Raw genomic sequence first — 11455 nt, forward strand, 5'->3', positions numbered from 1 at the left:
ACCTTTGCGAACGCCCCCGACATGCCTTTCGATTTGAGGCGGATTTCGGGTCTTTCGCCGCCCTGGCGGGGTAGCTCAGTTGGTTAGAGCACGGGAATCATAATCCTGGGGTCGGGGGTTCAAGTCCCTCTCCCGCTACCAAAATCCAGTTAAACCATTGAAATGGCTAAAAATTTATACGCGTTGGTAGCGCTTCCTGTTGAAATTGTTCAATAATTTCAATGCGGCGCCATCGTGTTCCTCGCCCCGGTAGAGACGAGAAAGAGTAACGCGTTCCTCGCTTGGACGAGGATTAATCCGATTGCATCGCTCGGACCTCGACCTATGCAAGCCGTTCCGCATGCCATCTCAAATGGTCGTCCATGAATGTCGAAATGAAGAAATACGAATGGTCGTATCCGTCCTGCATGCGCAACGTCAGCGGAATGCCGGCTTTGGCGCAGGCCGCCTCCAAAAGCCAGGGTCTCAGCCCGTCATTCAGGAACCCGTCCGATGTTCCCTGATCGACGAGAAATTCCGGGAAGCGGCGCCCGTCTTCAACAAGCGAAGTAGCGTCGTAGGCCCGCCACGAGGCCTCATCCGTGCCGAGATATTTTTCGAAAGCCGGCCTTGACCAGCCGGCAGCGCTTGGCTGCACGATCGGCGCAAATGCCGAGCAACTCCTGAACCGCTGCGGGTTTTTCAAAGCAATCGTCAGCGCGCCGTGTCCGCCCATCGAATGGCCCGTTATGGCTTGGCGCGACATGTCTGCCGGAAAATTAGCGGCGATCAGCGTGGGTAGTTCCTCGACGAGGTAGGAATACATCCGGTAGTTCTTCGCATAAGGCTCCTGCGTTGCATCAAGATAAAAGCCGGCGCCGCCGCCAAACTGCCAATTGTCCTTGTCATCAGGGATGTCGGCGCCGCGCGGACTGGTGTCTGGACAGACGACGATCAGGCCAAGTTCGGCGGCCATGCGCCTGTATTCGCCTTTGTCCATGACATTTTGATGGGTGCAGGTCAGTCCCGACAAATACCACACCACGGGGCGAGGCGTTTCCCGGGCCTGTGGAGGCACGAAAACGGCAAACGTCATGTCGCAGCAGCAACTCGTCGACAGGTGCGAATAGATGCCCTGCACTCCGCCAAGGGATTTTGCCTGGGAGATGGTCTTCATGGGTTCCGGCATATTCCCTCTCCACGGATTTCAAACGCCAATGGGCCGGTGTCTACGGCATCGACCATGATCGCGGCAACCCGGGCGGATCAGGTGGGGTCGAACCGACCGGCGGCGCGGACATCCGGAATGTCAGTCGCGCCGCCGGCCCAACGCCCGATGTCGGGGAGGCACGGTATTTTGGGAACACAGAGCCTTCGACGCGGGCGTGTCGTGTGAGCCGGTCAGTAAACCACGACGCTTCTGATCGATTTGCCCTCATGCATGAGATCGAAACCCTTGTTGATGTCCTCAAGCTTGAGCGTGTGGGTGATCATCGGGTCGATCTGGATCTTGCCGTCCATGTACCAGTCGACGATCTTCGGCACATCGGTGCGGCCGCGCGCGCCGCCGAAGGCGGTGCCCATCCAGGTGCGGCCGGTGACCAGCTGGAACGGCCTAGTCGAGATCTCCTGGCCGGCGCCGGCAACGCCGATGACCACCGACTTGCCCCAGCCGCGATGCGAGGCTTCCAGCGCCTGACGCATGACCTTGGTGCTGCCCGTGCAGTCGAATGTGTAGTCGGCGCCGCCGATCTGGTCGGCGCCACGCTTGGTCATGTTGACGAGGTAGGGCACGACATCGCCGTCGATCTCCTTCGGATTGACGAAATGCGTCATGCCGAAGCGCTCGCCCCACTCCTTCTTGTCGTTGTTCAAATCGACGCCGATGATCATGTCGGCGCCGGCAAGTTTCAGGCCCTGGATGACGTTGAGGCCGATGCCGCCGAGGCCGAAGACGACCGCGGTGGCGCCGATCTCGACCTTGGCGGTGTTGATCACGGCACCGATGCCGGTGGTGACGCCGCAGCCGATGTAGCAGATCTTGTCGAAGGGCGCGTCGGGATTGACCTTGGCCAGCGCGATCTCGGGCAGCACGGTGAAGTTGGAGAAGGTCGAGCAGCCCATATAGTGAAAGATCTTGTCCTTGCCGATCGAGAAGCGCGATGAACCATCGGGCATAAGGCCCTGGCCCTGCGTGGCGCGGATCGCCGTGCAGAGGTTCGTCTTCCTCGACAGGCAGGACGGGCACTGGCGGCATTCGGGCGTATAGAGCGGGATGACGTGGTCGCCCTTCTTGAGCGAGGTGACACCCTTGCCGACATCGACGACGACGCCGGCGCCCTCATGGCCGAGGATGGCCGGAAACAGACCTTCCGGATCGGCGCCCGACAGTGTGAATTCGTCGGTGTGGCAAATACCTGTCGCCTTGATCTCGACCAGCACTTCGCCCTCGCGCGGGCCCTCGAGGTCGACCTCCATGATCTCCAGCGGCTTTCCGGCGGCGACAGCGACAGCGGCGCGGGTTTTCATCAGGCGTCCTCCAATGCGAATTTTTCCAAGGTTTCAGGTTTTGCCGACACGATCAACTGGCAGCTGGCTCCCCGACTGGGCCACAGCGATGAATTGGAATCGCAAGTCGATTGAAAGGCAGTGAATTGCATGGTCGGCTTGACCCTGCAAGCACAGGCCATAAAAGGAACGGCCGACCCGAGGGATGACATTTCGCATGTTCACCAAGATCCTGATCGCCAATCGCGGCGAAATTGCCTGCCGCGTCATCAAGACGGCGCGCAAGATGGGCATTGCCACGGTCGCGGTCTATTCCGATGCCGATCGCGACGCCGTGCATGTCGAGATGGCCGACGAGGCGGTGCATATCGGGCCTTCGCCAGCCGCGCTGAGCTATCTCGTCCCTGAAAAGATCATCGCCGCGTGCAAGGAGACGGGAGCCCAGGCCGTGCACCCCGGCTACGGATTCCTGTCCGAGCGGGCGGCCTTCTGTGAGGCGCTGGAAGCGGAAGGCATCATTTTCATCGGCCCGAAGCCCAAGGCGATCAAGGCGATGGGCGACAAGATCGAATCGAAGAAGTTCGCCAACGCCGCCAAGGTTTCCACCGTGCCCGGCTGGCTCGGCGTCATCGAGAATGCCGACCATGCCGAAAAGATCGCCGGCGAAATTGGCTATCCCGTGATGATCAAGGCTTCGGCCGGCGGCGGCGGCAAGGGCATGCGCATCGCCTGGAGCGAAGCCGAAGTGCGCGATGGCTTCGACCGCGCGCGCTCGGAAGCCAAGAGTTCGTTCGGCGACGATCGTCTCTTCATCGAGAAATTCGTCGTCGATCCGCGCCACATCGAAATCCAGGTGCTGGCCGACGCGCATGGCAACGCGCTCTATCTCGGCGAGCGCGAATGCTCGATCCAGCGACGCAACCAGAAGGTCGCCGAAGAGGCGCCGTCGCCATTCCTGGACGCAGCGACACGCAAGACCATGGGCGAGCAGTCTGTGGCGCTGGCCAAGGCCGTCGACTACCAGAGCGCCGGCACGGTCGAATTCATCGTCGACAAGGACAAGAACTTCTATTTCCTTGAAATGAATACACGATTGCAGGTCGAGCACCCGGTGACGGAGCTCATCACCGGCATCGATCTGGTCGAGCAGATGATCCGCGTCGCCGCCGGCGAAAAGCTTGGCCTGAAGCAAAGCGACATCGAGCTGAACGGCTGGGCGGTGGAAAGCCGGCTCTATGCCGAAGACCCTTACCGCAATTTCCTGCCTTCGATCGGCCGGCTGACGCGCTACCGGCCGCCGGAGGAAGGACAATTCGGCGATGTCGTCATCCGCAACGACACCGGCGTCACCGAAGGCTCCGAAATCTCGATGTTCTACGATCCGATGCTGGCCAAGCTGTGCACCTGGGCGCCGACGCGTCTGGAAGCCATCGATGCCATGTCGGAAGCGCTCGACAGCTTCGTCGTCGACGGAATCGAGCACAACATTCCGTTCCTGGCTGCCTTGATGCAGCATCAGCGTTGGCGGGAAGGGCGGATATCGACCGCTTTCATATCGGAGGAATATCCCGACGGTTTCGCGCCGGTCGTGCCGAACGACGACGAGAAAGCGGTGCTGGCGTCGATCGCGACCGCAGTGGAACTGCTGCGACGTGATCGGCTTGACCGGCTGGGCGGGCGCCTGGCGCCGCATTCGGGAGCGCTGAAGCGCGACTGGGTCGTGAAGATCGATGATGACTATCTGTCGGCGTCCATCATCGAGGGCATGATTTCCATTCCGATGGAAGTCGATCTGTCGATCGCGGGCGGCAAGGCGCTGACCGTTGCATCCGACTGGCGGCCGGGCGATCTGGTCTGGCGCGGTACGGTCGGCAAGCGCAAGGTTACGGCTCAGGTCAGGCCGGTCGCCAATGGCTTTCGCATCGCCTGGAAAGGCATGTCGGTGACCGCGCGCGCCATGCTGCCGCGCACCGCCGAACTGGAAAGGCTGATGCCCGAAAAGGTGGCGCCGGACACGTCGAAGCTGCTGCTTTGCCCGATGCCCGGCCTTGTCGTGTCGATTGCCGTTGCCGAAGGCCAGGAGGTCAAGGCAGGCGAGACATTGGCTGTGGTCGAAGCGATGAAGATGGAAAACGTGCTGCGTGCCGAACGCGACCTTGTCGTCTCCAAACTCAACGCCAAGCCGGGCGACAGCCTGGCTGTCGACGCCGTGATCATGGAGTTTGCTTAGGGCTAGCCGGGCAGGCAGCCTGTGATCAGCAGTGGTTTGTGCTGGACTGGCATGGCGCGGTCCCGGACAATACATCTCCATCGACTCAAGGACCTTCACGCAGCACCATGGCCGACGAAAAACTCCCCCGCGATCCCTTGAAGCGAGAAGCGGCGATTGCTGCGGCGCGGCCGGAGGCCCCGGCGCGGCCCTTCGTCCATTTGCGCGTGCATTCGGCCTATTCGCTGCTGGAAGGCGCCTTGCAGATCGGCAAGGTGGTGGCTCATGCGGTCAAGGACGAAGCCCCGGCCATCGCCGTTACCGACACCAACAACCTGTTCGGCGCGCTCGAATTCGCGCAGAAGGCGGTGAAGGACGGCATCCAGCCGATCATCGGCTGCCAGACGGCGCTCGCCTTTTCCGGCGAAAACAGCGATGGCCAGCGCGACCGCCGACGGCAAGGTCCCGATATGCGGCCGGTCGTCCTGCTTGCCGCGACCGAGGCGGGCTATTCCAATCTGGTCAGGCTGGTCAGCCGCGTCTACCTCGAAACGCCGCCGGGCGAAGCCGTGCACCTGACCACCGAAATGATGGAAGGCTATTGTGACGGGTTGATCTGCCTCAGCGGCGGACCGCGCGGACCGATCGGCACCGCGCTCAAGGAAGATCGCCGCGATCTGGCCGAAGCCCGGCTTTTGACCCTCAAGGAGATGTTCGGCGACCGGCTCTATGTCGAGCTTGACCGGGTTTCCGGTTATGATCGCGTGATCGAAAAATCCTCGATCGATCTGGCCTATGCCCATGAACTGCCGCTGGTCGCCACCAACGAGGCGTTCTTTTCCTCTCGCGACGACTATGATGCACATGACGCGCTGATTGCCATTGCCGAGGGATCGGTCGTTGCCGCTGACAACCGCCGCCGGCTGTCGCCCGACAATTTCCTGCGCAGCCAGGCCGATATGGCAAGGCTCTTTGCCGACCTGCCGGAGGCGATCGACAACACTGTCGAGATCGCGCTGCGCTGCTCCTATTACCCGAAGAACCGCAATCCGATCCTGCCGCGCTTCACCGGCGGCGATGTCGCAGACAATGACGCCGCCGTGCAGGCGGAAGCCGACGAACTGGCCCGCCAGGCCCATGAGGGGCTCGACGCGCGCCTTGCCATGCATGGCCCGACCGCGGGCTATACGGTCGAGCAATACCGCGAGCGGTTGAACTTCGAGCTTGGCATCATCACCAAGATGAAGTTTCCCGGCTACTTCCTGATCGTTGCCGACTTCATCAAATGGGCCAAGGCGCAAGGCATTCCGGTCGGGCCTGGCCGCGGTTCGGGCGCAGGCTCGCTGGTCGCCTATTCGACCACCATCACCGACATTGATCCGCTGCGCTTCTCGCTGCTGTTCGAGCGCTTTCTCAATCCCGACCGCGTGTCGATGCCCGACTTCGACATCGACTTCTGCCAGGATAGGCGCGAGGAGGTCATCCGCTACGTCCAGCAGAAATACGGCCGCGACCAGGTCGGCCAGATCATCACCTTCGGTACGCTGCAGGCGCGCGCCGTGCTGCGCGACGTCGGCCGCGTCCTGCAGATGCCCTATGGCCAGGTCGACAAGCTCTCCAAGATGGTGCCGCAGAACCCGGCCAATCCGGTCAAGCTCGCCGACGCCATCGCCAACGAGCCGCGCTTTGCCGAAGAGGCCGAGAGGGAGCCGATCGTCCAGACGCTGCTCGACATGGCGCAGAAGCTGGAAGGCCTCTACCGCCATGCCTCGACGCACGCCGCCGGCATCGTCATCGGCGACCGGCCGCTGTCGGAGCTGGTGCCGATGTACCGCGATCCGCGCTCGGACATGCCCGTCACCCAGTTCAACATGAAATATGTCGAGCAGGCCGGACTGGTGAAGTTCGACTTCCTCGGCCTGAAGACGCTGACCGTGCTGGAGACGGCGGTGAAGCTGATCCGCCGGCGCGGCATCGAGATCGACCTGGCAACCATCCCGCTCGACGATCCCGAGACCTACGCCATGCTGTCGCGCGGCGAAGTGGTCGGCGTGTTCCAGGTGGAAAGTGCCGGCATGCGCAAGGCGCTGATCGGCATGCGGCCCGACTGCATCGAGGACATCATCGCGCTGGTCGCACTGTATCGACCCGGCCCGATGGAAAACATCCCGACCTACAACGCCCGCAAGCATGGCGAGGAGGAGATGGCCTCGATCCATCCCAAGATCGACCATCTGGTGAAGGAGACGCAAGGCGTCATCGTCTACCAGGAACAGGTGATGCAGATCGCGCAGGAGCTGTCGGGCTACTCGCTCGGCGAAGCCGATCTGCTGCGCCGCGCCATGGGCAAGAAGATTCGCGCCGAGATGGACAAGCAGCGCGAGCGCTTCGTCTCCGGCGCGGTCGAGCGTGGCGTCGGCAAGCCGCAAGCCGACTTCATTTTCGACCTGCTGGCCAAGTTCGCCGACTATGGTTTCAACAAATCGCACGCCGCCGCCTATGCGGTGGTTTCATACCAGACCGCCTATCTCAAGGCGCATTATCCGGTCGAGTTCCTGGCGGCGTCGATGACGCTCGACATGGGCAACACCGACAAGCTCGCCGATTTCCGCCAGGACGCGCTGCGCCTCGGCATCGAGGTTCTCGCGCCGTCGGTGACATCGAGCTTTCGCCCCTTCGAGGTCGGCGAGAACCGCATCTACTATTCGCTGGCAGCGCTCAAGGGCGTCGGCGACGCGGCGGTCGAGCACATCGTTGCCCAGCGTGGCGAAAAGCCGTTCAAGAACCTCGCCGATTTCTGCGAGCGGGTCGATCCCAAGATCGTCGGCAAGCGCGTCTTCGAAAGCCTGATCATGGCCGGCGCGCTCGACTGCTTCGGCCACGACCGCGCGTCGATGATGGCGGGCGTGGAGCGCATGATGGGGCTGGCGTCGCTGGCGCAGCAGAACGCGGTTTCCGGACAGCACGACATCTTCGGCGCCTCGCTCGGCGCCCAGTCGCAGGCACTCAATCTGCCGGCGACAGAGCCGTGGCTCGCCGCCGACCGGCTGCACCGTGAATTCCAGGTGGTCGGCTTTTACCTCTCGGCCCACCCGCTCGACGAGTACAAGGCGGCCCTGCAGAAGATGCGGGTGCAAACGTGGGCCGAGTTCTCGGCGGCCGTCAAACGCGGTGCCGCCGCCGGCCGCCTGGCCGGCACGGTGACATCCAAGCAGGAACGCAAGACGCGCACCGGCAACAAGATGGGCGTCATCGCCTTTTCGGATACGTCAGGCCAGTACGAAGCCGTGCTGTTTTCGGAAGGACTGGCACAGTATCGCGACCTGCTCGAGGCCGGCCGCTCCGTCGTCATCACCGTTGCGGCCGAGGACAGGCCGGAAGGCGTCAATCTGCGCATCAACTCGGTGCAGTCGCTGGAGGATGAGGCAAGTCGCATCCAGAAGGCGCTGCGTATCTTCGTGCGCAACGCCACGCCGATCAACACGCTGGCCGGCCAACTGACCGTCAGGGGCGAAGGCCAGGTCAGTTTCGTGCTGATCAAGGAAGAAGGCGAGGGGGAAATCGAGATAGAGCTGCCGAACCGCTACCGTATCTCGCCGCAGATCGCCTCGGCGATGCGCGCGGTGCCGGGCGTGGTCGAAGTGGAATTGGTGTGACCCCCGCTCTTTTCGGGGCGCGGCAATCAGCCGGGCGGTCGCTGCGGCCAACGCCGGCGCAGTCAGCATGAAGCCGGCGCAGAGGAATGGGTCGCAGGCGGTTTCGGTCTTGGCGCGGCTGCGTGACCGGTTGCGCAGGCTTTATCATGGGCGCACGCCGGCCGCTTTCCGGTTCCAACTGGTGGCCGTCGTCATCGACCTCGCCATCATCGCCTTCTTCATCGCGACGCCGGTTCTCCAGGACAAGCCGTCATTCCTCTGGCTCGACTATTCGGCGGCCGCGCTGGTTGCCGCGGACCTCGCTGCCCGCCTGCTTGCCTCCAAGAACATGCTGCGGCTGATGAAGCAGCCGACGTCGTGGGTCGATGTCTTCATCCTCTTGACGCTGCTGATGCCAACGGCGTTCGCCAATCTCGCCTTCCTGCGCATCCTGCGGCTGTGGTCGCTGTCACGCAGCGGTTCGCTCTGGCGGCATTTCGAGATGCGAGGACTGCGGCCGTGGCGAGAGGCCAGCCACGCGGTCATCAACCTTTTGACCTTCCTGTTCGTCATCACCGGCTTCGTCTACACGTTCTTCTTTCGCACTGGCGCTGGCCTGGAAAACTATATCGACGCGCTTTATTTCACTGTCGCCACGGTGACGACGACCGGCTTCGGCGACATCGTGCTGCCGGGCATGGCCGGCAAGCTGACGGCAATCGTCACCATGATCATCGGCATATCGCTGTTTGTCAGACTGGCTCAGGCGATCTTCCGGCCAGCCAAGGTGTTGTTTCCCTGTCCGCAGTGCGGCTTGCGGCGGCACGAGCCGGACGCCGTCCATTGCAAGGCCTGCGGCCATCTTCTCAACATACCCGACGAAGGGAACTGACGGCCGGCGGGACTACGACGCCGCCACTTCGGCCGGCTTTATCTGCCTGCGCTGCAGATTGAGCAGATTGCCCATCAGGATCAGCAGCGCGCCGCCGGCGGTGAAGGCGTCGATCTGCTCGCTATAGAGCAGCCAGCCGATCAGTGCCGATAGCGGCACGCGTAGAAAATCCATCGGCGAGACGATGGTCGCGTCGGCATAGCCAAGCGCGCGGGCCATGCAGAAATGCGACGACATGCCGGTGAAGGCGATCAGCACGATCCATGGCCATAGCTCCAGTGGCGGGTTGCGCCACGTATAGAGCGCCGGGATGAGACCGACCACCGACTGGACAATCAGCATCCAGCAGATGATGCGTACGACGCTGTCCGTCCGGGTCAGCGACTTGACGGTGACCACCGAGATGCCGAAGCAGGCCGCGGCGCCCAGCACGACGAGATGTCCAGGATCGACCGAGCCGACACCGGGGCGCACGATGATCACCACGCCGATCAGCCCCAGCGCGATCGCTGCCAACTTGGGCCGGTTCAGCCTTTCGCCCAGAAAGATCACCGCCAGGATAGCTGTCCAGATCGGAGTGGTGAATTCGATCGAGATCAACACGGCCAGCGGAATCAAGGTGAGGGCGTAGAGCCATGCCGCCTGGCCCGTGTAATGGATGACGTTGCGGGCGATATGGGCAACCGGGCGCTGCGTGCGCATGGCTTGAAAGCCGCCACTCATCATCACCAGCGGCAGCAGGATGAAGAAGCCGATCACGGAGCGCAACTCCAGCACTTGGAAGACGTTGAGCTCCGCTGTCGTGGCCCGGCCGGCGACCGTCATGCCAAGGAACGAGGCGATAGACAGCGCCATCCAGAACGCGGCCTTGGGGATCGAGGGGGTGGGTGCCATTCGCGCTATGTCGCAGGCCAGCACCTCTGCCGCAACCGCTAGCCAAGGCATTCTTCTGGGCCAGTCGCGACTGGCCCGATGTTGTAAAACAGTCATGTGGCGGACGGAACCTGAAACGGTAGGTGGCGTTGAGTCCCGATGGTCAGCCGTGCTCGTGGACCGCCCCGCCTTTTTTCGAAAACGACAAGGAGAGCTTCGATGAGATCCTTCGCGCAATTCGCGCTTACCGGCGGTCTATTGGTTGCGGCAGGCGCAGCACATGCCGACGAGACCCAATTTCTTCAGTCGTTCAAGGGCAATTTCGCCGGCAAGGGCACTGTCCAGGTAACCACGGATGCTCCGAACGTCACCGTATCGTGCAGCTTCAAGTCGAATGCGACCTCAACCTCGCTATCGCTGGATGGAAATTGCCGCGGTCTCATTGTGGTGTCGCGGGCCATCAGCGCCAATCTGAAAGTTACAGGTGCCAAATACAGCGGCACCTATGTTGGCTCTCGCACGGGACCGGCGCAACTCAACGGCCGCCGTTCGGGCAATGCGATCAACCTGGGCATTCGCTGGGCCAAGGAGGTCAATGGCGACCGAAGGGCGCAGATGAAGGTCGAGAAACGCGGCGAGAACGGCATGCGGCTGACCGTCATCGACACCGACCCGAAAACCGGCAAGAGCGTGGTGACGAGCAGGATAGACTTGCAGCGCACCTAGTCCTCGAGCGGCTCCGGAGGATGGGCATCGCGGCCCTTGCCGAATGTGTAGCCGGTTTCCACCGCCTTGCGGCCGAACTTGTCGCGCAAGGCATCGATGGCGCCTTCAGCCATGGCGCGCTTGCGCGACTGGATGTCGACCAGATCGGGCGGGTCGGCCTTGTCGTCGTCCGAGAGGTCGCTGACGCCGATGCCGAGCAGCCGATACTTCGTGCCGTCGGTTTCCTTGCGCAGAAGCTCCACCCCAGTCTGAAAGATGCGGTCGGCGAGCCGGGTCGGGTCGCCGAGCTGGCGATTGCGCGTGCGCAGCTTGAAATCCTGGCTCTTCAGTTTCAGCACCACGGTGCGCCCGGCAATGCCTGACTTTTTCAGCCGTGCCGAAACCTTTTCCGAAAGCCCCCTCAGCACCGCCACCAGCTCTTCCAGCGACGCGATGTCGGTATCGAAGGTGGTTTCGGCCGATACGCTCTTGGCATCCTGATCGGGATCGACGCGGCGGACATCCTCGCCGCGCGAAAGGTGGTAGAGCCGGTCGCCCATCGTGCCGTAGCGGCGCATGAGATCGCCGCGATCCATCTGCTGCAGCTGGCCGATGGTGCGGATGCCGTCACGCTCCAGCGTTGCGTTGAACGCC

At 62.6% G+C, this 11455-nt stretch carries 7 protein-coding genes, 1 tRNA gene and 1 pseudogene; 5 read left to right on the forward strand and 4 right to left on the reverse strand.

The window, feature by feature from the left end; genetic code table 11:
- Positions 1-64: 64 nt before the first annotated feature.
- Positions 65-141, forward strand: a tRNA-Met gene (locus tag EN925_RS07745).
- Positions 142-322: 181 nt separating this feature from the next.
- On the opposite strand, the gene fghA is transcribed toward EN925_RS07745, so the two are convergent.
- Both fghA and EN925_RS07755 read right to left on the reverse strand, forming a co-directional pair.
- On the reverse strand, positions 323-1168 hold the full coding sequence (gene fghA, locus EN925_RS07750) for an S-formylglutathione hydrolase (RefSeq protein ID WP_127368633.1): 846 nt from the start codon (positions 1166-1168) through the stop codon (positions 323-325).
- A 212-nt stretch (positions 1169-1380) separates the two neighbouring features.
- Positions 1381-2508: an S-(hydroxymethyl)glutathione dehydrogenase/class III alcohol dehydrogenase gene (locus tag EN925_RS07755; protein ID WP_063172038.1), complete on the reverse strand. Its 1128-nt coding sequence runs from the start codon at positions 2506-2508 to the stop codon at positions 1381-1383.
- 196 nt (positions 2509-2704) lie between these two features.
- Here EN925_RS07755 and EN925_RS07760 point away from each other — a divergent pair, with 196 nt between their 5' ends.
- The 3 genes from EN925_RS07760 (at position 2705) to EN925_RS07770 (ending at position 9223) form a co-directional block, all read left to right on the forward strand.
- Positions 2705-4717 (forward strand): acetyl/propionyl/methylcrotonyl-CoA carboxylase subunit alpha, encoded by a 2013-nt coding sequence (locus EN925_RS07760; RefSeq protein WP_127369454.1) that lies wholly within the window; start codon positions 2705-2707, stop codon positions 4715-4717.
- A 107-nt stretch (positions 4718-4824) separates the two neighbouring features.
- On the forward strand, positions 4825-8352 hold the full coding sequence (dnaE, locus tag EN925_RS07765) for a DNA polymerase III subunit alpha (RefSeq protein ID WP_024503588.1): 3528 nt from the start codon (positions 4825-4827) through the stop codon (positions 8350-8352).
- A gap of 67 nt (positions 8353-8419) precedes the next feature.
- Positions 8420-9223 carry a potassium channel family protein gene (locus EN925_RS07770; RefSeq protein WP_027161463.1) on the forward strand — a complete coding sequence of 268 codons (804 nt, stop codon included), beginning with the start codon at positions 8420-8422 and terminating at the stop codon, positions 9221-9223.
- A 12-nt stretch (positions 9224-9235) separates the two neighbouring features.
- On the opposite strand, the gene EN925_RS07775 is transcribed toward EN925_RS07770, so the two are convergent.
- Positions 9236-10117 (reverse strand): DMT family transporter, encoded by an 882-nt coding sequence (locus tag EN925_RS07775; RefSeq protein WP_013531939.1) that lies wholly within the window; start codon positions 10115-10117, stop codon positions 9236-9238.
- 198 nt (positions 10118-10315) lie between these two features.
- Here EN925_RS07775 and EN925_RS07780 point away from each other — a divergent pair, with 198 nt between their 5' ends.
- Positions 10316-10822 (forward strand): hypothetical protein, encoded by a 507-nt coding sequence (locus EN925_RS07780; protein WP_127369529.1) that lies wholly within the window; start codon positions 10316-10318, stop codon positions 10820-10822.
- Here EN925_RS07780 and EN925_RS07785 read toward each other — a convergent pair.
- Positions 10819-11455 (reverse strand): annotated as a pseudogene (locus EN925_RS07785) (DNA polymerase IV); the annotation flags it as partial. The gene EN925_RS07780 and the pseudogene EN925_RS07785 overlap by 4 nt on opposite strands.

Origin of the sequence: Mesorhizobium sp. M7A.F.Ca.US.006.04.2.1, assembly GCF_004022915.1 — a bacterium.
GTDB classification, from domain to species: domain Bacteria; phylum Pseudomonadota; class Alphaproteobacteria; order Rhizobiales; family Rhizobiaceae; genus Mesorhizobium; species Mesorhizobium ciceri.

Bases quoted from the DNA above. Each gene is read 5' to 3' on its own strand.
- EN925_RS07770 (WP_027161463.1), top strand. From the start codon at position 8,420: ATGAAGCCGGCGCAGAGGAATGGGTCGCAGGCGGTTTCGGTCTTGGCG.
- EN925_RS07755 (WP_063172038.1), bottom strand. From the start codon at position 2,508: ATGAAAACCCGCGCCGCTGTCGCTGTCGCCGCCGGAAAGCCGCTGGAG.
- EN925_RS07760 (WP_127369454.1), top strand. From the start codon at position 2,705: ATGTTCACCAAGATCCTGATCGCCAATCGCGGCGAAATTGCCTGCCGC.
- dnaE (WP_024503588.1), top strand. From the start codon at position 4,825: ATGGCCGACGAAAAACTCCCCCGCGATCCCTTGAAGCGAGAAGCGGCG.
- fghA (WP_127368633.1), bottom strand. From the start codon at position 1,168: ATGCCGGAACCCATGAAGACCATCTCCCAGGCAAAATCCCTTGGCGGA.
- EN925_RS07775 (WP_013531939.1), bottom strand. From the start codon at position 10,117: ATGGCACCCACCCCCTCGATCCCCAAGGCCGCGTTCTGGATGGCGCTG.
- EN925_RS07780 (WP_127369529.1), top strand. From the start codon at position 10,316: ATGAGATCCTTCGCGCAATTCGCGCTTACCGGCGGTCTATTGGTTGCG.